The organism is Serratia sp. EC4 (assembly GCF_059652115.1).
The window spans coordinates 527,047-549,088 of sequence record NZ_JBNIDE010000001.1 but is presented as its reverse complement, the minus strand read 5'-3'; the positions used below and the strand labels follow the sequence as shown (position 1 = coordinate 549,088).

Annotated in this window: 22 protein-coding genes and 2 tRNA genes; 10 read left to right on the top strand and 14 right to left on the bottom strand. The window is 58.3% G+C overall.

Annotated features, from left to right (window positions below):
• Positions 1–64 precede the first annotated feature (64 nt).
• Complete coding sequence (gene yeaG, locus ACP39K_RS02510) at positions 65–1,999, bottom strand: protein kinase YeaG (RefSeq protein WP_016927472.1); 1,935 nt, start codon at positions 1,997–1,999, stop codon at positions 65–67.
• 42 nt (positions 2,000–2,041) lie between these two features.
• On the opposite strand from yeaG, the gene ACP39K_RS02505 reads away from it, so the two are divergent.
• Positions 2,042–2,317 (top strand): hypothetical protein, encoded by a 276-nt coding sequence (locus ACP39K_RS02505; RefSeq protein ID WP_153297016.1) that lies wholly within the window; start codon positions 2,042–2,044, stop codon positions 2,315–2,317.
• 108 nt (positions 2,318–2,425) lie between these two features.
• The gene (locus tag ACP39K_RS02500) at positions 2,426–3,190 is read left to right on the top strand and encodes a MipA/OmpV family protein (RefSeq protein ID WP_015378103.1); all 765 of its coding nucleotides are present in this window, start codon (positions 2,426–2,428) and stop codon (positions 3,188–3,190) included.
• Between the two features lie 94 nt (positions 3,191–3,284).
• Here ACP39K_RS02500 and ACP39K_RS02495 read toward each other — a convergent pair whose 3' ends face one another.
• Both ACP39K_RS02495 and gapA read right to left on the bottom strand, forming a co-directional pair.
• Positions 3,285–4,160 (bottom strand): D-hexose-6-phosphate mutarotase, encoded by an 876-nt coding sequence (locus ACP39K_RS02495; RefSeq protein WP_016927473.1) that lies wholly within the window; start codon positions 4,158–4,160, stop codon positions 3,285–3,287.
• A 206-nt stretch (positions 4,161–4,366) separates the two neighbouring features.
• Positions 4,367–5,362 carry a glyceraldehyde-3-phosphate dehydrogenase gene (gapA, locus tag ACP39K_RS02490; protein ID WP_016927474.1) on the bottom strand — a complete coding sequence of 332 codons (996 nt, stop codon included), beginning with the start codon at positions 5,360–5,362 and terminating at the stop codon, positions 4,367–4,369.
• A 348-nt stretch (positions 5,363–5,710) separates the two neighbouring features.
• Here gapA and msrB point away from each other — a divergent pair, with 348 nt between their 5' ends.
• Positions 5,711–6,124 carry a peptide-methionine (R)-S-oxide reductase MsrB gene (msrB, locus tag ACP39K_RS02485; protein WP_004932219.1) on the top strand — a complete coding sequence of 138 codons (414 nt, stop codon included), beginning with the start codon at positions 5,711–5,713 and terminating at the stop codon, positions 6,122–6,124.
• A 63-nt stretch (positions 6,125–6,187) separates the two neighbouring features.
• A complete protein-coding gene (locus ACP39K_RS02480) occupies positions 6,188–6,460 on the top strand; it encodes a YeaC family protein (RefSeq protein WP_004932218.1) in 273 nt (90 codons plus the stop codon).
• A 45-nt stretch (positions 6,461–6,505) separates the two neighbouring features.
• Here ACP39K_RS02480 and chiD read toward each other — a convergent pair whose 3' ends face one another.
• The 4 genes from chiD to sppA form a co-directional block, all read right to left on the bottom strand.
• A complete protein-coding gene (gene chiD / locus ACP39K_RS02475) occupies positions 6,506–7,783 on the bottom strand; it encodes a chitinase ChiD (RefSeq protein ID WP_048794922.1) in 1,278 nt (425 codons plus the stop codon).
• Positions 7,784–8,016: 233 nt separating this feature from the next.
• Positions 8,017–8,649 (bottom strand): bifunctional nicotinamidase/pyrazinamidase, encoded by a 633-nt coding sequence (pncA, locus tag ACP39K_RS02470; protein ID WP_060444678.1) that lies wholly within the window; start codon positions 8,647–8,649, stop codon positions 8,017–8,019.
• 22 nt (positions 8,650–8,671) lie between these two features.
• On the bottom strand, positions 8,672–9,688 hold the full coding sequence (gene ansA, locus ACP39K_RS02465) for an asparaginase (protein ID WP_016927477.1): 1,017 nt from the start codon (positions 9,686–9,688) through the stop codon (positions 8,672–8,674).
• Between the two features lie 93 nt (positions 9,689–9,781).
• The gene (gene sppA, locus ACP39K_RS02460) at positions 9,782–11,638 is read right to left on the bottom strand and encodes a signal peptide peptidase SppA (protein WP_048794924.1); all 1,857 of its coding nucleotides are present in this window, start codon (positions 11,636–11,638) and stop codon (positions 9,782–9,784) included.
• Between the two features lie 160 nt (positions 11,639–11,798).
• Here sppA and ACP39K_RS02455 point away from each other — a divergent pair, with 160 nt between their 5' ends.
• From ACP39K_RS02455 to ACP39K_RS02435, 5 genes are all read left to right on the top strand, one after another.
• Positions 11,799–12,350, top strand: coding sequence for an NAD(P)H nitroreductase (locus ACP39K_RS02455; protein ID WP_004932204.1), 552 nt, complete (start codon positions 11,799–11,801; stop codon positions 12,348–12,350).
• A 157-nt stretch (positions 12,351–12,507) separates the two neighbouring features.
• Positions 12,508–13,551 carry a selenide, water dikinase SelD gene (gene selD / locus ACP39K_RS02450; protein ID WP_049191625.1) on the top strand — a complete coding sequence of 348 codons (1,044 nt, stop codon included), beginning with the start codon at positions 12,508–12,510 and terminating at the stop codon, positions 13,549–13,551.
• A gap of 8 nt (positions 13,552–13,559) precedes the next feature.
• Positions 13,560–14,669, top strand: coding sequence for a tRNA 2-selenouridine(34) synthase MnmH (gene mnmH / locus ACP39K_RS02445; protein WP_048794888.1), 1,110 nt, complete (start codon positions 13,560–13,562; stop codon positions 14,667–14,669).
• Entirely contained in the window at positions 14,669–16,594 is a 1,926-nt protein-coding gene (locus tag ACP39K_RS02440) for a DNA topoisomerase III (RefSeq protein ID WP_016927481.1), read from the top strand. The genes mnmH and ACP39K_RS02440 overlap by 1 nt, the downstream gene beginning before the upstream one ends.
• Positions 16,591–16,887, top strand: a complete 297-nt coding sequence (locus ACP39K_RS02435) for a YnjH family protein (RefSeq protein ID WP_033640115.1) — start codon at positions 16,591–16,593, stop codon at positions 16,885–16,887. Before ACP39K_RS02440 ends, ACP39K_RS02435 begins: the two co-directional genes overlap by 4 nt.
• 21 nt (positions 16,888–16,908) lie before the next feature.
• Here the strand turns inward: ACP39K_RS02435 and ACP39K_RS02430 are convergent, their stop codons facing one another.
• The 7 genes from ACP39K_RS02430 to ACP39K_RS02400 all read right to left on the bottom strand — a co-directional run bounded on the left by ACP39K_RS02430 (position 16,909) and on the right by ACP39K_RS02400 (position 20,970).
• The gene (locus ACP39K_RS02430; protein WP_033640116.1) at positions 16,909–17,310 is read right to left on the bottom strand and encodes a pyrimidine (deoxy)nucleoside triphosphate diphosphatase; all 402 of its coding nucleotides are present in this window, start codon (positions 17,308–17,310) and stop codon (positions 16,909–16,911) included.
• 44 nt (positions 17,311–17,354) lie between these two features.
• Positions 17,355–18,161, bottom strand: coding sequence for an exodeoxyribonuclease III (gene xthA, locus ACP39K_RS02425; protein WP_004932192.1), 807 nt, complete (start codon positions 18,159–18,161; stop codon positions 17,355–17,357).
• Positions 18,162–18,262: 101 nt separating this feature from the next.
• Positions 18,263–18,835: an LOG family protein gene (locus ACP39K_RS02420; protein WP_004932190.1), complete on the bottom strand. Its 573-nt coding sequence runs from the start codon at positions 18,833–18,835 to the stop codon at positions 18,263–18,265.
• A gap of 195 nt (positions 18,836–19,030) precedes the next feature.
• A tRNA-Tyr gene (locus ACP39K_RS02415) sits at positions 19,031–19,115 on the bottom strand.
• Between the two features lie 213 nt (positions 19,116–19,328).
• Positions 19,329–19,413: transfer RNA gene (locus tag ACP39K_RS02410), tRNA-Tyr, on the bottom strand.
• A 175-nt stretch (positions 19,414–19,588) separates the two neighbouring features.
• Positions 19,589–20,437: a formyltetrahydrofolate deformylase gene (gene purU, locus ACP39K_RS02405; protein WP_016927485.1), complete on the bottom strand. Its 849-nt coding sequence runs from the start codon at positions 20,435–20,437 to the stop codon at positions 19,589–19,591.
• A 68-nt stretch (positions 20,438–20,505) separates the two neighbouring features.
• Positions 20,506–20,970 carry a YchJ family protein gene (locus ACP39K_RS02400; protein WP_048794771.1) on the bottom strand — a complete coding sequence of 155 codons (465 nt, stop codon included), beginning with the start codon at positions 20,968–20,970 and terminating at the stop codon, positions 20,506–20,508.
• A 118-nt stretch (positions 20,971–21,088) separates the two neighbouring features.
• Here ACP39K_RS02400 and rssA point away from each other — a divergent pair, with 118 nt between their 5' ends.
• A complete protein-coding gene (gene rssA, locus ACP39K_RS02395; protein ID WP_016927487.1) occupies positions 21,089–21,991 on the top strand; it encodes a patatin-like phospholipase RssA in 903 nt (300 codons plus the stop codon).
• Positions 21,992–22,042: the final 51 nt, after the last annotated feature.

The following is a 22,042-nucleotide window of genomic DNA, read 5'->3' as shown; positions in this document are numbered from 1 at the left end:
TTGGGCTGCGCTGCAACGTCCATGACTGTGGACATGGCCCTGATAATGCCGCTTACCTGAGGCGTTATGAGGATTTTCTGACCCGCAGATACCATTCACACAACAGGCGCACCTGCTTGCGGGTATAGCCTTTTTCCATCATGCGGTCGACGAAGTCGTCGTGTTTTTTCTGCTCGTCCGTCGACGTTTTGGCGTTAAACGAAATCACCGGCAACAGCTCTTCGGTATTGGAGAACATTTTCTTCTCGATCACGGTGCGCAGCTTCTCGTAGCTGGTCCAGTTCGGATTGCGGCCGTTGTTGTTGGCGCGGGCACGCAGCACGAAGTTCACGATTTCGTTACGGAAATCTTTCGGGTTGCTGATACCGGCCGGTTTTTCAATTTTCTCCAGTTCGGCGTTCAAAGACTCGCGGTCGAACAGCTGACCGGTGTCGGGGTCGCGATACTCCTGATCCTGGATCCAGAAGTCCGCGTAGGTCACGTAACGGTCAAAAATGTTCTGTCCGTATTCCGAGTAGGATTCCAGATAGGCGGTCTGGATCTCTTTGCCGATAAACTCGGCGTATTTCGGAATCAGATAGCCTTTCAGATGTTCGAGGTATTTCTCGGCCAAATCCTGCGGGAACTGTTCGCGCTCGATCTGTTGCTCCAGCACATAGAACAGGTGTACCGGGTTGGCCGCCACCTCGGCGTGATCGAAGTTGAATACCCGCGAGAGGATTTTAAAGGCGAAACGGGTGGAGAGGCCGTTCATGCCTTCGTCAACCCCGGCGTAGTCGCGGTACTCTTGATAGGACTTGGCTTTCGGATCGGTATCCTTGAGGCTTTCGCCGTCATACACGCGCATTTTCGAGTAAATGCTCGAGTTTTCCGGCTCTTTCAGCCGCGACAGCACGCTAAAGCGCGCCAGCGTTTCGAGGGTGCCCGGCGCGCAGGGCGCGTGAGTCAGCTCGCTGTGGTCCAGCAGCTTGTCGTAAATCTTGATCTCTTCCGACACGCGCAGGCAGTAAGGCACCTTGACGATGTACACGCGGTCGAGGAATGCTTCGTTGTTCTTGTTGTTGCGGAAGGTCACCCACTCGGATTCGTTGGAGTGCGCCAGAATAATGCCGCTGAACGGCAGGGCGGAGATGCCTTCGGTGCCGTTGTAGTTGCCTTCCTGGGTTGCGGTCAGCAGCGGATGCAGCACCTTGATCGGCGCTTTGAACATCTCGACGAATTCCATAATCCCCTGGTTGGCGCGGCACAGGGCGCCGGAATAACCGTAGGCGTCCGGGTCGTTCTGCGCGTGGTTCTCCAGTTTACGGATGTCCACTTTACCGACCAGCGCGGAGATGTCTTGGTTGTTCTCATCGCCCGGCTCGGTTTTGGCGATGGCGATCTGTTCCAGAATGGAAGGGCGCACTTTCACGACTTTAAACTTGGTGATGTCGCCGCCGAACTCATGCAGGCGCTTCGCCGCCCACGGCGACATGATGGTGCCGAGATAGCGACTTGGGATGTTGAACTCTTTTTCCAGGATCGTGGCATCTTCCTGCGGATTAAACAGGCACAGCGGATGGTCGTTGACCGGGCTGCGTTCGCCGTTGGCGCTGAGGGTGTAGATGGGCACGCGCTGCATCAACGCTTTAAGGCGTTCTGCCAGCGAGGACTTGCCGCCGCCCACCGGGCCCAGCAGGTAAAGGATCTGTTTCTTCTCTTCCAGACCCTGCGCGGCGTGTTTCAGGTAAGAGACGATCTGTTCGATGGCCTCTTCCATGCCGTAGAATTCTTCGAAGGCCGGATAGCGTGCGATCACGCGGTTGGAGAACAGGCGCGACAGGCGTGATTCTAGCGCAGTGTCGACCATCACAGGTTCACCGATAGCCATCAGCAGACGTTCGGCCGCGTTGGCATAGGCACTGCGATCTTGCCGGCAAATGGTAAGAAATTCCTGCAGTGTGAACTCTTCGTCCTTGGCAGCTTCGTAGCGCTGGCGATAGTGGTCAAATATGTTCATGATGCCCGTCCTTTCGTTATTAGCACAGGTTAAAGAGAGCGTGTGATAGTGTTCTGGCTCCCGAAAGATGAGAATACGCCTGAGTACAGCAACCCGTATGCCAACTTGGTGCGCTTATTATCGCGAGTTGCGCTGTATGCCACTGGGCCCAGGATAAATTCACCTTCTGATTTAAGCTTAGTTTGCTTGCCGGAAAATTTCCTGCCGCAGAAAAAGCTTTTTTTAAGTCATATCAATGACTCAGTTATTACCGTGGAAGCCAAATGCCTTGTCTGGCGCGGCCTGCGGGATAAAACGTCATCGTTCCGCCATGATTAATTCATAATTCCGCTATAAGTTATTCGATCTTGGTCGTTTTCCTTTGTAAAGATTAGGCACGCAACTAAATTTTCACATAAACTATCGCGGCTATTAACCCTGTAATTTATGGAAAAAGAACCAGTGAAGATTTCAAAACTCAAAACGCTAGCAATTATCGCTTCCGCAATGGTTTGTGCGCAAAGTGCTCAGGCGGGGACCTGGTCACTCGGTGCTGCCGCGCTGGTTAGTCCGGACGCGTATCGCGGTTATCAGGACCGCGTTTATCCGGTGCCCGTCATCGACTATGAAGGTGACGACTTCTACTTCCGTACTCTGACCGCCGGTTACTACCTGTGGAAAGATCAAGAAAACCAGCTGAGCATCATGGGTTACTACACGCCATGGGGCTACCGTCCGGGCGACAGCGACGACGATCGCATGAAGCGCCTCGACAAGCGTCGCGGCACGCTGATGGCCGGCCTGGCCTATTCGCACAATGCGGAATGGGGCACCCTTCGTACCACTTTCACCGGCGACACGCTGAACAACAGCAACGGGCTGGTGGGCGATGTCGCTTATCTGTACAAGTTTGATCTGGACGCGCTGACGCTGGTCCCGGGCGTGGGCGTGATGTGGAACAGCAAGAACCAGAACAAATATTACTACGGCGTCAGCGCCAATGAATCACGCCGCAGCGGCCTGGACAGCTACACGCCTGGCGATAGCTGGGCCCCGTATCTCGAATTGAGCGCCAATTATCAGATCAACAAAAGCTGGAACGCCTTCTTCGTCGGCCGCTATGTGAAGTTGTCGGATGAAGTGAAAGACAGCCCGATGGTGGATAAATCTTACACCGGTTTGTTGATGACGGGTGTGAGCTACACCTTCTAATTACGCATTGCACGGTTATCGTGCATGGCGTGCATCAAAAAGGGGCGCTGGCGCCCCTTTTGCACATCAGTGGTGCGCTTCCGCGCACGGTTCCTCAGGCCTTCTTACGGCTGCGGAAGGTGACTCCCAAACGGGCGGGTTGCTCGCCGGCAGCGACCAGCGGTTTGCTGACGCGCCCTGTCTCGATGCAGACCATGGTCTTGTAACCGTCGTTCGGCATATCCCCCATGCTGCAGGAGAGTTCCACGCCGGGGTTCCAGGCGATGACGTCGCTCATATGATGGTGGTGAACCTCGATGGTGCGAGCGAGCGCCGGATCGCGGATCTGGCTGAAAGCTTCCGGGCGGGTATAGACGCGGTCGGTTTGGCCGACGAAGGTCACTTCGCCCGTCTGGTGCGCCTCTGCGCCGCCTGCCACCTTGTCGATATAAGGCTCGCCCAGACCCGCCACGCTGACCCGATCGATGTCGCCGACCTGGAAGTAACTGTGCAGCGCCGCCGTGGCTTGATAATCGCCGTGCGATTCCAGCTCGATTTCGCACTCTTCACCCAGCTTGAAGCGAGCAATCAGCGTGAAGGCGTGCGGCCACAGTTTGCGGGTCTGCTCATTGTCTTTCAGCGTGAAGGTCAGGATGACGCCGTTGTCATCTTCATCGTGCGCCGTCAGACTCCAGGGCTGGTTGCGGGCAAAGCCGTGGGAGGGTTGCGCCACCGGGCCGAACCACGGCCAGCAGATCGGCACGCCGCCACGGATGGCCTTGCCTTTGGCGAAAGGCGTATTGTTGCTGAGCCAAATCACCGGCTGCTCCCCGCTAGGTTGCCAGGCCAGCAAATGCGCGCCTTGCAGCGCGACCGCCGCGCGCACTTTCGGGTGCGACACCACAACCACGCCCAACTCATCGAGTTGCCGCTGGCTGATATAAGGAGAAATCTGTTCGGAAACGGGCAGGGTGAAAATTTTCTCGTTCATTTCATGACCTATTGTTTGCCGGAGATACAAAGAAACCTATAGCTTTCGGGTCACGGCCAGGCGGCAAGCACAGGAACCCTCAGGAGCTTACCGAAGTAAGTGGCTGGGGTGAGCGTGTGCAGCCAACAACGCGGTGACTCGAAAGATGACGGGTAAAAAAAGGGCGACAAAAATGTCGCCCTCATTATCAGCTTAACATCATGCCATTACTTGGAGATGTGAGCGATCAGATCCAGAACCTTGTTGGAATAGCCGGTTTCGTTGTCGTACCAGGAAACCAGTTTCACGAAGTTGTCGTTCAGTGCGATACCGGCTTTGGCATCGAACACGGAAGTCAGCACTTCGCCGTTGAAATCGGTGGAAACCACGTCGTCTTCAACATAGCCCAGAACGCCTTTCATAGAGCCTTCAGCGGCGTCTTTGATGGCTTTCTTGATTTCTTCGTAGGTAGCCGGTTTTTCCAGACGCACGGTCAGGTCAACAACGGACACGTTAGGCGTCGGTACGCGGAACGCCATGCCGGTCAGTTTGCCTTTCAGCTCTGGCAGAACCACGCCAACCGCTTTCGCTGCGCCGGTAGAAGAAGGGATGATGTTCTGGGATGCGCCGCGGCCGCCGCGCCAGTCTTTGTGAGACGGGCCATCAACGGTTTTCTGAGTCGCGGTGGTGGCGTGAACGGTGGTCATCAGGCCTTCAACGATACCGAAGTTGTCGTTGATGACTTTAGCCAGTGGCGCCAGGCAGTTGGTGGTGCAAGAGGCGTTGGACACGATGTCCTGGCCGGCATATTTGTCAAAGTTGGCGCCGCGAACGAACATTGGGGTCGCATCTTTGGATGGGCCAGTCAGAACCACTTTTTTAGCGCCGGCGGTGATGTGTTTACGTGCGGTTTCGTCGGTCAGGAAGATACCGGTCGCTTCAGCAACCACATCAACGCCCACTTCGTTCCACTTCAGGTTAGCCGGGTCTTTCTCTGCGGTAACACGGATGGTTTTGCCGTTAACAACCAGGTGGCCGTCTTTAACTTCTACCGTACCGTTGAAACGGCCGTGAGTAGAGTCATACTTCAGCATGTAAGCCATGTACTCTGCGTCCAACAGGTCGTTGATTGCAACGATCTCGATGTCAGAACGCTCTTGAGCAGCACGGAAAACAATGCGACCGATACGGCCAAAACCGTTGATACCTACTTTGATAGTCATATATTCCACCAGCTATTTGTTAGTGAATAAAAGGTTGGTTGTAAAATTACAAAAACCTTACCCAGCGTCAAGCGGAATCGTGTCAATACTTGCGGCAAGTCAAACCGGAGGGGTGGTTTTGCACGCTTATTGCACAGTCCATTTGCGCTCGGCCTCATCCGTTATATGGGGACAAGCCGCCAAGTATAAAGTCAGCATACGCAAGATGTGTGATCGTTATCACATATCATCGTGACGTGGCCTTTATGGGCTACAGTTTAGGCCAAAAACCCCTGCAGCGGTGTTAATTTTTTGTTATTATTAATCATTGTTTTCGTTGACATTATCCACATTCAGAGATAAGCACAAATGGCTAAAGAGACAACCCCCGGTCATCCGGTCACGGAACTGAATGAAATCCAACGTTATGTGACGCAACAGCGTGGCACCGAAGCGCCGTTCAGCGGCAAATTGCTGCACAACAAGCGCGAGGGCGTGTACCATTGCCTGTGCTGTAACCAGCCGCTGTTCTATTCCGAAACCAAATACGATTCAGGCTGCGGCTGGCCGAGCTTTTATGAGCCGGTTTCCGCCGATGCAATCCGTTATCTTGATGATAATTCACATAATATGCATCGTGTTGAAATCCGCTGCGGCCACTGCGACGCGCACCTGGGGCACGTTTTCCCCGATGGCCCGCAGCCGACTGGCGACCGCTACTGCGTCAACTCCGCCTCGCTGAGTTTCACCGATGGCGAAAATGGCGACCAAACGGCCGGTTAAGTGGTAATTTAACTAACAAAATCGATTCAGCTAATTATTCATCCGTAAGCGAGAAAGGCTCTGATGGACGTGAAAGATCTGATTGCGGCGATGACGCCCGAGATATACCAGCGCCTGGTACAGGCGGTTGAGCTGGGCAAATGGCCGGATGGCGTGGCGCTGACGCCGGAGCAGAAAGAAAACAGCCTGCAGGCGGTGATGCTGTGGCAGTCGATGAACAATGTCGATCCGCAGCACATGAGCATCGGCACCGACGGGCAGATCGTGATGAAGAGCAAGCAAGAGCTGAAACAGCAGTTCGTTGCCGAGCCGCTGGTCAAACTCAAACCGCAGTAAAGCTCCTCCCCTAAAGCGGGGCGATGTCGCCATCGCCCCGTCGATTTACCGTTTCTCGCCCTTTATGTTCAGCGATTCCGCCAACTGCTGCGCCAGCCGGTTGTTGTCGTCCGCGCCGTATTCCCAGAACATCGCACCGCCCAATCCCTGGCTTTTGATGTACTCGGCCTTGATGGCCACCGAACGCGGGTTCTCGTAGGAGATAGCGAACAGCGGTTTGCCTTCGGCGGATTGCAGCGTCAGGTATGGCACTTTGGCATCGTCATCCCAGTGCTCGCGGAAACGCTGCTGCGGATCGTTGAGCAATTTGTTGACGATATCGTGGTATTTAAAATAAGTGTCTTTGCTGAGATCCAATCCCAGCGTACGGAACAGGGCGATTTCTCGCGCGCTGAAGTCAGGCCGCGTCACCGGATGCTTGGCGGCATCCGGTTTGTCCCAGTCGATGCCCGCTTCGGTCGCCCGTTTCGGTACCCGGCCGTAGAAACCGATACCCAGGTTCATCTGCGCCGGTTTCAATCCGGCTGCCAGATAATTCTTTACCACGAAATCGGCGCTGTAGCGGTCGGCGGCCGCCACGGTTGGCCAACGCGTTGAATCGTACAGGTTGGCATTGAAGTACTGTGTGCCGTAAGCCATGTCGTAGGTCATCAGGTTGATGTAGTCGAGGTAAGGGGCAATATTTTTCACATCGACCCATTCCTGTGCGCTTTTGACGTTGGCCCCGACGGCGATGGTTAACAGCTTGCCTTTACCCAGCGCCTGATGAAGCTCTTTCAGCAGCAGGGTGAAGTTGTCGCGGTCTGCCGGTTGGCTTTCCACCAAGCCCCAGGCGCCGTTCACCGGGTATTCCCAGTCCAGATCGATCCCATCCAGCCGGTACTGTGCGATCACCTGCAGCGCGGAGCGGATGAATATCGCCCGGTTTTCCGCGGTGGCGGCGGCGCCGGAGAAACCGCGTGCACCCCAGCCGCCGACCGACAACAGCACTTTCAGCTCGGGGTTCTGCTTACGCAGCACCGGCAGCCGTTGCAAATCGGCCGTGACTTTCGGCGACAGGTAGATCTGGTGGCGGCGAGCGGGGTCTTTCAGCGCCGCATTGGTTTCGTCTTTCTCGTCGTTGTAAATCAGGCCGAACGAATAGTTGAGGTGGGTGATTTGCGTCACGTCCAGCTTGTCGATGTCGCCACCGGGGCCGGCGGTGATGTCGCCGCCGCCGTTGAAGTAGCCGACGGAGAGATAGGCCGCCTGGGCCGTGCTTGCGCCGGCCATAGCCAATTGCACCGCCGCCAGCAAAGGCAGCAGTTTTCGGGTTATTTTCATGTCAGTCTCCTTGTGGTCGGCAAGGCCGACCGTACCGCCAGGGGCGGGCACAATAAAGCCGGGCTCAGCGGGCCCCGGATGCGTATAACCGATTGACGCCAAAAGCGTCGCAGTCATAACAGCAAAAGCGCCTGCCGGTCACAAGCCGTTGGGGAAGAAGAAAGGCGGTATTGTGAGCAGCGTCGATAATTTCGCCGCCGCGCAGAGAGGGCGCCGGTGGCGCCCGAGCGGATTTAGTTGGCGAGAAACTGTGACAGGGTAACTAGCTGCGCGCCGGCGCGCGCCATGTCCTGCAGCGCTCGCTCACTGTCGTCCGGTTGCAGATTCACGCCGCGGCAGCCGTCGACGATCACCTGCGTCGGATAGCCGGCAGCCAGTGCATCCAGCACGCTGAACTTCACGCAGTAGTCGGTCGCCAGGCCCATGATCGCCAGCCGCTGGACGCCCTGCGATTGCAGCCAGCCGTGGAGTTCGGTTTGCGCACGGTGGCCGTTATCGAAGAACGCGCTGTAGCTGTCGATGTTCGTATCTTGCCCTTTGCGAAAGACGGCATTGATGTGTTGCCGCTGTAACTGGGGATGAAAATCGGCGCCGTGGCTCCCTTGCACGCAGTGCACCGGCCACCACACCTGCGGCAGGCCTTCCAGCTCACCGAGGGTGCCGACCTGCGCATCGGAGTTCACCGCAAAGCTGCGGTGATTGGCGGGATGCCAGTCCTGGCTGGCCACCACCGGCTCGCCCCGCGCCAGGCAGGCGGCGATCGCCTGATTGGCGACCGGGATGACGGCGTCGCCCTCCGTGACCGCCAGCGCGCCGCCGGGGCAGAAGTCGTTTTGCAGATCGATCAACAACAGGGCCGTTTTCATCGCCACTCCAGAGTTCGGTAGGTTAACCGTTGATGCTCAGCTCGCCGCGCAGATCTTGCTGCATCAGGGCGCGGATTTGTTCCGGCGTCAGCGGCTGGCTCAACAGATAGTGCAGCTTGGTCAGGGCGGCTTCCACCGTCATGTCGAAACCGCTGATCACCCCGGCGTGCGCCAGCGCGTTGCCGGTGGCGTAGCCTTCCATATTGACGCGCCCGGAGATGCACTGCGTCAGGTTGACCACCACGATGCCGCGTTCAGAGGCCGCACGCAACTCGTCGATCAGTTCGGCCTTTTGCGGCGCGTTGCCGACGCCGTAGGAGCGCAGGATCAGCGCCTTGACCGGCTGCAGCAGGAAATTGCGCACCACCGCGCCGGAAATGCCCGGATAGATGGTGACCACGCCGATCGGCTGCGGCGTGATGTCATGCACCTGCAACGCGCCGTTGCAAGCCGGGCTGTCGATGCCTTGCTGGCGGCGAATGTGGATGCCGGCTTCCAGCAGCGGCGGCAAATTCGGGGAGGCGAAGGCGTCGAAGCCGTCGGCGTGCGCTTTGGTGGTGCGGTTGCCGCGGAACAGCTTGTTGTTGAAGAACAGGCTGACTTCGTTCACCGGATGGTTGGCCGCCAGATACAGCGCGTTGAGTAGGTTGGTTTGGCCATCGGAGCGCAGCTCCGCCAGCGGAATCTGCGAGCCGGTAACGATCACCGGTTTGGCCAGGTTTTCCAGCATGAAGGAAAGCGCAGAGGCGGTGAACGCCATGGTGTCGGTGCCATGCAGGATCACGAAGCCGTCGTAGCGATCGTAGTTCTGCTTGATGTCGTCGGCGATGTGCTGCCAGTCTTCCGGCGTCATGTCTGAAGAGTCAATCAATGGCGCGTATTCATGAATGGTGAAATCCGGCATCTCCGGCCGATGGAATTCGGGCATCAGCGCCAGCTGGCGCTGCAGGTGGCCGGAAACCGGGATGTAGCCATGATCTGAGCGCTGCATGCCGATGGTGCCGCCGGTGTAGGCGACGTAAATGGATTTCTTTTGCATGGTTATGATTTTAACAAAGATAAGATGGGCTGAATTATAGGGACATGGCGGCAGAAAAAAAGCCCGGCGGTGGCCGGGCTGCAGAATTATTTGTTAGCGGACATCTCCGCAGGTGAGACAGATCGCATAACGGTTTTGCGGATCGTTCAGGTTATTGAACAAGCCCGGTTGTTCTTTCACCGCGTTGGCGACCGAGGCCAGCGGGGCGGGCAGCATGGCCTGAATCGCGGCCGGCAGCATGGCGTGAATGGAAACGCCGAACTGGCTGAGCACCATATCGCTCAGGCTTGGGGTATCGACGAACCAGTCGAGCTGCCACTGCTGCAGCTTTGCCAGCTCGGCGGCTTTCTTCACCGCGTCGTCGAAATCGCCCAGTTGATCGACCAGGCCGTTGGCCTTGGCGTCGCTGCCGAGCCACACGTGGCCCTGCGCGATTTGGTCAACCTGCTGCGGGGTCATCTTGCGTGATTTGGCGACCAGATCGAGGAAGTTCTTATACCCGTTTTCGATGTTCAGCTGCATCATCTGCGAGAACTCCTGCGGCAGCGCCTTGGTGACCGCGATATCGGCCAGCGGCGAGGTCGCCACGCCGTCGGTGTGCACACCCAGCGTATCCAGAGTTTTCTCGTAGGTATTGATGATGCCGAAAATGCCGATCGAACCGGTCAGGGTGCTCGGGCTGGCGATGATATAGTCGGCCGGCGTCGAGACCCAGTAGCCGCCCGACGCGGCCATGCCGCCCATCGACACCACCACCGGTTTGCCGGCGGCGCGCACGGCGGCCAGCTCGGAACGGATCACTTCGGACGCGCTGACGCTGCCGCCTGGGCTGTTGACGCGGAACACCACGGCCTTGACGGCCGGATCCAGACGCGCCTGGCGCAGCTCGGCGGCGGTGGTGTCACCCCCGACGTTGCCCGGCGTCTGCGGGCCGTCCATGATGGCGCCGTTGGCGAACACCACGGCGATCTTGCCGCCCTGGTTGGCGTCCGGCTTCGGCTGATAGTCATAGATGCTGATGGCGTTGAAATCGTTCACCTGTTTGTCCCAGCCGAAGGTCTTGACCAGCTGATTTTCGATCGCGGTGCGCGACGCCAGCTCATCCACCAGCTTATTGTCCAGCGCATAGCGGGCGGTGTCGCCACCGGCCGCCTGCAGGCCGCTCAGCACGCCGGCGGCGCCCGGGAACAGCTGCTGCGGCGTCAGTTGGCGGTTGGCGGCCACGGTCTCCAGGTAGTTCTGCCACAGGCCGCCGATCCAACGGCTGTCCGCTTCGCGCGCCGCCGGGGACATATCGTCGCGGATCAGCGGTTCGACCGCCGATTTATAGGTGCCGACGCGGAAGATATTGGTGGTGACCTTGAGCATGTCCAGCAACGACTTGTAGTACAGGTTGTTGGTGGCGAAACCGTGCAGATCGACCGCGCCCTGCGGTGACAGGAAGACCTTGTTGGCGTAGCTGGCCAGGTAGTATTGCGTTTGGTTGTAGCTGTCGCCGATGGCGAAGATCGGTTTGCCGCTGTCGCGGAACTCGCGCAGCGCTTTGCCGATATAGCGCAGCGACGGCTGATCGGCGCCGACGAAATCATTCAGCTGCAACACCATGCCGGTAATGTTTTTGTCGTCTTTGGCCTTGCGGATGCTGTCGACTACGTCGAACAGCGAGTTCTCCTGCAGGCGGCTGCTGGAGGCGCCCAACAGTTCACGGCCCCATTGCCGCACCCGGTTGTTTACCGAAGGCTGATCGACCACCACGCCGCTTAAATCGACCAGCAGCGCGCCGCGCGCCGGGGCCGTCGAGGTGGAGGAACTTTGGAAGGACAGATAGATGCCAACCCCAACCAGGATCAGCAGGACCAGGAACAGGTTAAGGATCAGTTCCCTGATAAAATTCAGCAGACGCCATGTCCACCGGAAAATGCCGGCAATAATTTGCCACAATGTGCGCATGTGCTCTCCAACAAGAGTCGAGAATGTTCCGCTATCCTAATGAGCGGCCGGGTAAATGTCAGCTTTAAATCGTGGCACACAGACGCTATCGCCGAGGCTGTAACTCGTCGTTTAGCTATGTTAACGTGGCCGGAATGAAAATTGTTATCAGGAGTTTACGATGGATGCTCTGGATCTTTTATTGAATCGCCGCTCGGCTTCACGCCTGGCGGAACCGGCGCCGGCGGGGGAAGTGCGCCAAAATATCATCAACGCGGGACTGCGTGCGCCCGATCACGGCGCGCTGCAGCCATGGCGTTTCGTGATGATCGAAAATCAGGGCCTGGAGCGTTTCAGCCAACTGCTGCAGGCGGCGGCGAAGCAGGATCAACTGGACGAAGCGGCGATTGAAAAAGCCACCAAGGCGCCGTTCCGCGCGCCGCTGATCATCACCGTCATCGCGCATTGCACTGAAGAAACCAAGGTGCCGCGCTGGGAGCAGGTGGTTTCCGCCGGTTGCGCCGTGCAGGCGATGCAGATGGCGGCGTTGGCGCAGGGTTTTAACGGCATCTGGCGCACCGGCGCCTGGACCGAACATGCGCTGGTGCGCGAAGCCTTCGGCTGCCGCGAGCAGGATGAGATCGTCGGTTTCCTGTACCTGGGCACGCCGCAGTTGAAGGCCGCCACCAAAGTGACGCCGCCAGACAGCACGCCTTTCGTCAGCTATTTCTAAGTTTTTTCCAACGGGGCGCGGCGAAAATGCGCCAAACCCCGCAAAATTGCATGGTTTCTGAGCAGGCCGCTCGCTTATCCGCGGCGCGCTCTTATCAATCCCCTCGGCAAGCGCTACCCTATGTTATCTTGAGTGCCGTTACCGAAGGGAGTGGACTATGACATCGCCAGCGATCCGTTTAACCCAGTACAGCCATGGCGCTGGCTGCGGCTGCAAAATCTCACCGAAAGTTCTCGAAACCATCTTGCACAGCGAGCGGGAAAAATTTGTCGATCCGCGTCTGTTGGTCGGCAATGAAACCCGCGACGACGCGGCGGTGTATGACATCGGCAACGGCGTCGGCATCATCAGCACTACCGACTTCTTCATGCCGATCGTCGACGATCCGTTCGATTTCGGCCGCATCGCCGCCGCTAACGCCATCAGCGACGTCTACGCCATGGGCGGCAAACCGATCATGGCGATCGCCATTCTCGGCTGGCCAATCGCCAAACTGCCGCCGGAGGTGGCGCAGCAGGTGATCGACGGCGGGCGTTTTGCCTGCCAACAGGCAGGGATCGCGCTGGCCGGCGGCCATTCCATCGACGCGCCGGAACCTATCTTCGGCCTGGCGGTCACCGGCGTGGTCAATACCGAGCGAGTGAAAAAGAACAGCGCCGCACGGGCCGGCGCGCAACTCTATCTGACCAAGCCGCTGGGCATTGGCGTGCTGACGACAGCCGAGAAGCAAAGCAAGCTGCGTCCTGAGCATCAAGGGCTGGCGACGGACGTGATGTGCCGCCTTAACAAGCCGGGCGCCGACTTTGCCGAGGTGGCGGGCGTCACGGCGATGACCGATATCACCGGCTTTGGCTTGCTGGGTCACTTGAGCGAGGTATGCCAGGGTTCCGGTCTGCAGGCGACGGTCTGGTTCGATCGGGTGCCGAAGCTGCCGCACGTCGAGGCGTATATCGCCGAGGGCTGCGTGCCGGGCGGCACCGGGCGCAACTTCGACAGCTATGGCCATCTGGTGGGCGAGATGAGCGATTTGCAGCGCCAACTGCTGTGCGATCCGCAAACCTCCGGCGGTTTGCTGTTGGCGGTATTGCCGGAGGCGCAGGCGCAGGTGCTGGCGATTGCCGAGCAGCACGGCATCACGCTCAATCCTATCGGTGAGCTGCATGCCGCACAGGCAGGTAAACCGCTGATCGAGGTTGTGTAGTGTCCAAGATGCAAGGCAGGCCGGACAGCGCCGATTATCAACGCATTTTTCTGCAGGACGTGCCGCTGATTGACGTGCGCGCGCCGATCGAGTTTCAGCAAGGCGCCTTCGCTCAGGCGGTGAACCTGCCGCTGATGGTCGACAGCGAGCGGCAGGCGGTGGGCACCTGCTATAAGCAGCATGGTCAGCAAGCGGCGATCGCGCTCGGCCACAGCCTGGTGAACGGCAAACTGCGCGAACAGCGCACCGCCGCCTGGCTGGCGGCCTGTGCGCAGCGACCCGAAGGCTATATTTACTGCTTCCGCGGCGGGTTGCGCTCGCAGTTGGTGCAGCAATGGCTGCATGAGGCCGGCGTCGAGTACCCGCGTATCACTGGCGGTTATAAGGCGCTGCGCAATTATCTGCTGGGCGTGTTGGCGCAAAGCGCGGCATTGCCGATGGCCCTGGTGGGCGGCAATACCGGCAGCGGCAAGACGTTGCTGGTCAACGAACTGGCCGACGGCGTCGATCTGGAAGGCGCGGCGCGCCATCGCGGTTCATCTTTTGGCCGAACGCTGGCGGGGCAAAGCTCACAGATCGATTTTGAGAATCGTCTGGCTGTGTTATTGCTGAAAAAACAGCATGGTGGCAGCCGCCGTTGGGTGTTGGAAGACGAAGGGCGGATCATCGGCAGCAACAATCTGCCGTTGCCGTTGTTCAACGGCATGCAGCAGGCGCCGGTGGCGGTGATCGACGATCCGTTCGATATTCGTCTGGCGCGCCTGCAGGCCGAATATATCGACGGGATGCGCGAACAGTTCGAACAGGCCTATGGCATGGAAGAGGGCTGGCGACAGTACGACGACTATCTGCACCACGGCCTGTTCGCCATACGCCGCCGCCTGGGCCTGGAGCGCTTCCAGCAACTGACGCAGCGGCTGGAAGCGGCGCTGCGGGCACAGCGGCTCAGCGGCCAGGGCGAGGCGCACCGTGAGTGGTTGGCGCCCCTGTTGCAGCAGTACTACGATCCGATGTATTGCTATCAGTTGGAAAAGAAAGCCCAGCGGATTGTCTTCCGCGGGAACTATGCAGAAGTAAGAGAATTCTTGATGACGTTCAGCCAGAAAAACGGTGATTAATGCGACTGTTCATAGCCGAGAAACCGAGTTTGGCGCGCGCCATTGCCGACGTCTTGCCCAAGCCGCATCGCCGCGGCGACGGGTATATCGCCTGCGGCAACAACGACGTGGTGACCTGGTGCGTCGGCCACCTGTTGGAACAGGCTCAGCCTGACGCTTATGACAGCCGCTATGCGCGCTGGTCGTTGGCGGATCTGCCGATCATCCCCGAAAAATGGCGCTTGCAGCCGCGGCCGTCGGTCAGCAAACAGCTTAACGCCATCAAAAAGTTGCTGCTTGAAGCCGATGAAGTGGTTCACGCCGGCGACCCGGATCGCGAAGGGCAACTGCTGGTGGATGAGGTGCTGGACTACCTGGATTTGACGGCGGAAAAGCGCCAGAAGGTGCGCCGCTGTCTGATCAACGATCTCAACCCGCAGGCGGTGGAGCGCGCGGTTGAACGCCTGCGCGACAACCGTGATTTCATTCCGTTGTGCGTGTCTGCGCTGGCGCGTTCGCGCGCCGACTGGCTGTACGGCATCAATATGACCCGCGCCTACACGCTGCTGGGCCGCAACGCCGGTTACGACGGCGTGCTGTCGGTAGGCAGGGTGCAGACGCCGGTGCTCGGATTGGTGGTACGGCGTGATGAAGAGATCGAAAACTTCGTGCCAAAAGACTTCTTTGAGGTCAAGGCGCACATCGTCACGCCGAAAGAAGAACGCTTCGTGGCGCTGTGGCAGCCCAGTGAGTCCTGTGAGCCTTATCAGGACGAAGAGGGGCGTTTGCTGCACCGGCCGTTGGCGGAGCATGTGGTCAAGCGCATCGAAGGCCAGCCGGCGCTGGTCACGTCTTATAACGATAAACGGGAATCCGATACTGCGCCGCTGCCGTTTTCGCTCTCCACGCTGCAAATCGAAGCGGCCCGGCGTTATAACCTCAGCGCGCAACAGGTGCTGGACGTTTGCCAGCGGCTGTACGAAACCCACAAGTTGATTACCTATCCGCGTTCCGACTGTCGCTACCTGCCGGAAGAGCATTTCGCCGGCCGCCACGCGGTGCTGAACGCCATCAGCGTGCACCAGCCTGAGCTGTATCCGCAGCCGGTGATCGACAGCGATCGCCGCAACCGTTGCTGGGACGATAAGAAGGTCGATGCGCACCACGCCATCATTCCCACCGCCCGCGCCGGCAAGATTAATCTGACGCAGGATGAACGGAACGTGTATGGGCTGGTGGCGCGCCAGTATCTGATGCAGTTCTGTCCGGATGCGGTATTCCGCAAATGCGTGATCGAGCTGGATATCGCCGGCGGCAAATTTATCGCCAAGGCGCGATTCCTGGCGGAAGCCGGCTGGCGTACGCTGCTGGGCAGTAAGGAGCGCGACGAGGAAAACGAAGGTGCCCCGCTGCCGGTGGTGGCTAAAGATGATGAGCTGCTGTGTGAGCGCGGTGAAGTGGTGGAGCGCCAGACGCAGCCGCCGCGGCCGTTTACTGACGCCAGCCTGTTGTCGGCCATGACCGGCATCGCGCGGTTCGTACAAGATAAAGCGCTAAAGAAAATCCTGCGGGCGACCGATGGTTTAGGAACGGAAGCGACGCGAGCGGGGATCATCGAATTGCTGTTCAAACGGGCGTTTCTGTACAAGAAGGGACGCTATATTCACTCCAGCGAAACCGGGCGCGCGTTGATTCACTCGCTGCCGGATCTTGCTGCGCGTCCTGATATGACGGCCAACTGGGAAGCCACGCTGACGCAAATCAGCGAGAAATCCTGCCGTTATCAGGACTTTATGCAGCCGTTGGTCGGCACGCTGCAAGAGCTGATTTATCAGGCTAAGCAGAGCCGGGCGAGCATGGCGTTTCGTGGGTTGCCGCCGCCGCCTTCCAGCGGAGGCAAAAAACGCAGGAAAAGCGCCGGCAAGGCGCAGGAGAAGAGTGAATGAAACGCGGACTCAATGGGGTGCTGGCTGCCGCTGCCCTGATGTTTTCCGGCCTGGCCGCCGCCAACCGGGGCGATGTGGACGTGGTGTTGCCGGTTTCGCCGGAGATTTGGGGGACGGCGAAAAACGGCGCCAATTCGCCACCGGCGCAGCCCTGCAACCGCTGTTGCGTCTACCAGAATCAAAACTATTCCGAAGGCGCGGTGCTCAAAGTCGAAGGCGAAGTGCTGCAGTGTGTGCGTGAGCCTAACACTATCGGCACCAACCCCTTGATTTGGGTGCGATTAAAGAAGTGACCATGTAACCTATCGCCGCGCTCAGCGTGAATCGCCTTGCGCGGCGATATACTCCGCCAGCAGTGGAACGTCAGCGGGTGCCAGAGCGTATTCCTGCGCCTGTTGCGGCGTGACCCAGACCAGCGCCGAGTGGCAGCGCTGTTGCAGTTCACCGGAGAACTCTGCGACTTGCCAGGCGTGCAGCCGGATGAGGCGTTCGCCTTGCTGCCACTGATTGCTGCCCACATAGTTGCCGATACGGGCGCAAATCCCCAATTCTTCATCCAGCTCGCGCGCCAGCGCCTCTGGCTGGTTTTCGCCGGCTTCAACCTTGCCGCCGGGAAACTCCCACAGACCGGCCTGATCGCTGCCTGCGCCGCGCTGGGCCAGCAAAATGCGGCCATTTTGTTCCAGAATGGCGGCTACCACGTCGATAATTTTCATTGGCTTCACAGAGTAAAACCCCGGCGAGCGCCGGGGTGATGGGGTTACAGCGTAAATTCCGCCCAGACCGGCGCATGGTCGGAAGGTTTCTCCATGCCGCGGGTTTGGTAATCGATGCCGGTGGCGATGCAGCGCGAAGCCAGCGGGGTGCTGGCCAGCAGCAGATCGATACGCAGGCCGCGGTTGTCATCGAACCCTTTGGAGCGGTAGTCGAACCATGAGAACTCGTCGTTGCGCCCCGGGTTGGCGTGGCGGTAGGTATCGACCAGGCCCCAGTTCAGCAGGCGATCCATCCATTCGCGCTCTTCCGGCAGGAAGGAGCATTTACCGGTGCGCAGCCAGCGTTTGCGGTTGTCTTCGCCGATGCCGATATCGTAATCGCTGGGGCTGATATTCATGTCGCCCATGATCAGCACCGGGGATTCCGCCGATAGCTGCTGCTCCAGGTAGTTTTGCAGATCCTGATAAAAGCGTGTTTTAGCCGGGAATTTGATCGGGTGGTCGCGGCTTTCACCTTGCGGGAAGTAGCCGTTGATCACCGTCAGCGTGCCCTGCGGCGTAGCCAGATCGGCCATGATGATGCGACGCTGCGCGTCTTCTTCATCGGTTGGGAAACCGCGGCGCACGGCCAGGGGCTCCGCTTTGGTCAGCAGCGCCACGCCGTAATGGCCTTTTTGCCCGTGATAGAACACGTGATAGCCGTGCTGGCTGACTTCTTCCAATGGGAACATGTCATCGTGAACTTTGGTTTCCTGCAGACCGATCACGTCGGGCTGGTGCTGTTCGATAATTGCCGCCAGCTGATGCGGACGCGCGCGCAGTCCATTGATATTAAAAGAGACAAACTTCATGAGCGGTGCCGTTTTCACGAGAAAAATGTGCTGTGATAGTAGCAGAGTTTGGCGGGAAATGTAACGCAGACAGCGGCGGGACCGCTGACTGCGCAGCGGGTTTATTTCGCCCAGCGGTCGTAATTTTTAGGTTGATAGTCGTCAAACTGTTGCAGCAGCGTCTGTGCCGATTCGCTGATGTGCAGGGTGCCGAGATAGTCGTGACGCATAAAGCCCTGATCGGCGACGTGCTCGAGGAACTGGCTCAGTGGGCGGTAGAATCCGTTGACGTTCAGCAGGCCGACCGGCTTGTTGTGATAGCCGATTTGCCCCCAGGTCCAGATTTCAAACAGCTCTTCCAGCGTGCCGATGCCGCCGGGCAGGGCGATAAAACTGTCCGCCAGCGCCGCCATACGGGCTTTGCGCGTATGCATGTCTGGCACCACTTCCAGTTCAGTCAGGCCACGATGCGCCGTTTCCGCTTCAACCAGGCGCTCGGGGATAATGCCGACCGCTTCACCGCCTGCGGCCAACACCGCGTCCGCCACGATCCCCATCAATCCTTTTTTGCCGCCGCCGTAGATTAAACGGCGCCCCTGTGCGGCCAGCAGTTGCCCCAGTTGACGAGCCTGCTCGGCATAAGCGGGATTGACGCCTTCGCTGGCGCCACAAAAAACGCAAATATTGTTTCGCATCCACCTGTTCCTTACTGCACTAAAGAAGCCAGTGGTATAGCGAATTGTCGGCCGGAGTTCAAGTTACGGCTGGGAGAGAGGAACAAAACGGCTGGATGAAAGCGGTTAATAAGGGAAGATCACTTGAGTTTTATTGAGGCTAGGACATTGGTTGCAATGTGCTTGTAATTCGGTTGGGGGATTTTCTGCAAGAGATGGTGGTGGGGGAAGGATTCGAACCTTCGAAGTCTGTGACGGCAGATTTACAGTCTGCTCCCTTTGGCCGCTCGGGAACCCCACCATGGTATTCATGGATTTACAAATTGTTGTTCCGGTTTCATCCGGAAGAAACCTGGCCGGTTTCTTTACTGCGTCTTCGCTCCTGGCGGAGAAAAGATGGTGGTGGGGGAAGGATTATTCGTCACTTCGTTCCTCACCCTTCGGGCCGCGCTAAAGCACGTTATCCTTCCCTTTCTGATTCGCTTTAACCCAATGCGTATCAGCAAAGAAAAGATGGTGGTGGGGGAAGGATTCGAACCTTCGAAGTCAGTGACGGCAGATTTACAGTCTGCTCCCTTTGGCCGCTCGGGAACCCCACCATATACATGGCTATTTAACTGGCCTTGCTTGCGAGAGCGCTGTCTCGGTAAGCGGGGCGCATCATATCAAATGAAGCGGATGTGTAAAGTATTGAAATGCAGAAAATGAATCGTTTGCCGTTTTTTTATTCTTGGCGGTGCATCCCTGAACGAAATGCACCGATTTATTGAACGATTACAGAATAACGGTGCGGTTGCCGTAGACGAAGACGCGCTGCGCCAGCACCTGATACAGGGCGCGGCTGAGCACATTTTTCTCCACGTCGCGGCCGGCGCGCATCATATCCTCGGCGGAATAGGTGTGATCGACGTGGATCACGTCCTGCATGATGATCGGGCCTTCGTCGAGATTGTCGTTAACGTAGTGGGCGGTGGCGCCGATGATTTTTACCCCGCGTTCGTAGGCCTGGTGATAAGGCCGCGCGCCGATAAACGCCGGCAGGAACGAATGGTGAATGTTGATTACCTGATTCGGATAATGTTGCACGAAGGCCGGAGTCAGCACGCGCATATATTTGGCCAGCACCACGTAATCCGGCTGATATTGATCGATCTTGGCCGTCATTTCGCGGTCGTGCTGTTCGCGCGTCAAGCCTTCGTGGCTCACCAGATGGAAAGGAATATCGAAACGCTCCACCAGCGATTGCAGCGTGTCGTGGTTGCCGATTACGGCGGCGATCTCAACGTCGAGGCCGCCATAGGCGCTTTTCATCAACAGATCGCCCAGGCAGTGCGCCTCTTTGGTGACCAGCACCACGATGCGCCGGCGCCCGGTGCTGTGCAGTTCACGCAGCGAACCTTCCGGCAGGGCGCTGTCCAGATCGGCCAGCAGCGTGTTGTCGTTGAAAATGCCTTCCAGCTCGGTGCGCATGAAGAAGCGCCCGGTGCGGTGATCGACGAACTCATTGTTCTGGACGATATTGAGTTCGTGCTTGTAACAGATGTTGGTGATCTTGGCGATCAGCCCTTTGGCGTCCGGGCAGATGGTGCGTAACACTTTCCGTTGTACATTTTGGTGCGGCATGGGTTTGAGGATCCTGTCTGATACTGAACGGCCTGTCTGCGCAGGCGTAAACGTGAAGCGCCGGCCGGCTAGCGCCCGCAGCACTTCTTGTATTTTTTCCCTGAGCCACAGGGACACATCGCATTTCGGCCGGGCTGGGGTTTGGTGCCGTCGATATAATACCAACGTTGATCGTGACGAAGGAAGCGCGAACGCTCATGCATCGCCTGCGGTTCGCCGCTTTCGCCATCGGTGAAACGGGCGATGAATTCGACGAAGCCTTCATCCGGCTCATGACCAGCTTTCTCTTCCACGATGGTCAGGCCCAGCCACTCGGTATTCTTAAAGCTGTCGACGATTGCATTGCGCCACGCTTCGGCGCCACAGTCGGGGTGCCAGGTGGCGATCAAATAGTCGACGTTATGATTCACGTAGGCGGTGAAGCGTGAACGCATCAGTTGGCCGGGCGTCGGAGCCGGCTGACTGCCGCTGATAAAAGGGGCGCAGCACGCGTTATACGCCAGTCCGCTGCCGCATGGGCATGATTCGGGCAAAATGACTCCTGATAAAACGAGGCTGAAAATGAATTTAGCGCATATGTTACCTAACAATATTCGTCAGTGACAATCTACCCTGAAAGCAGGGAACACCGTTTACCGAGAGGATGGCGCTATGCGGCAAATCAAGATCGGACTGGCGCTGGGAGCGGGCTCGGCTAAAGGCTGGGCGCATATCGGCGTGATCAATGCGTTAAAGAAGCTGGGGATTGAGGTCGATATCGTTGCCGGCTGCTCTGTCGGCGCGTTGGTGGGCGCCGCGTTCGCCAGCCATCGCCTGCCGGCGATGGAGCAGTGGGTGCGATCGTTCAGCTATTGGGACGTGATTCGCCTGATGGATTTTTCCTGGCAGCGCGGCGGCCTATTGCGCGGCGAGCGGGTGTTTAACGCCGTCGGACAGCTGCTGAAGATCAATGATATCGCCGATTGTGCGTTGAAGTTCGGTGCCGTGACGACCAATCTCAGCACCGGGCGTGAGCTGTGGCTGACCGAAGGCGATATTCATCAGGCGATACGCGCCTCCTGCAGCATGCCAGGCCTGTTGGCGCCGGTATGGGCCGACGGCTATTGGCTGGTGGATGGCGCGGTGGTCAATCCGGTGCCGGTGTCGCTTTGCCGCGCCATGGGCGCCGATATCGTCATTGCGGTCGATCTGCAGCATGACGCGCACCTGATGCAGCAGGACCTGTTCTCGATACGTATCGAGGAAGAAAGCCCGAACGATGCGCCTGCGGCTACCTGGCGCGGGCGTCTGCGGGAGCGCGTCGGCAGAATGCGTAAGCGCAAACCGGCGACGGCGCCGACGGCGATGGAGATTATGAGCACATCGATTCAAATGCTGGAAAATCGCCTGAAGCGCAACCGGATGGCGAGCGATCCGCCGGATGTCTTGATCCAGCCTTTTTGCCCGCAAATCTCAACGCTGGATTTCCACCGCGCCGATGAAGCGATCGAGGCGGGGTTGCTGGCGGTTGAAAAACAACTGGATCGGTTGTTGCCGTTGATAAAAAATAGATAATTCTCGGTTCTTGGTTGGCAATGCGCAGTTGGTCTGTTTCAGACGAGCATA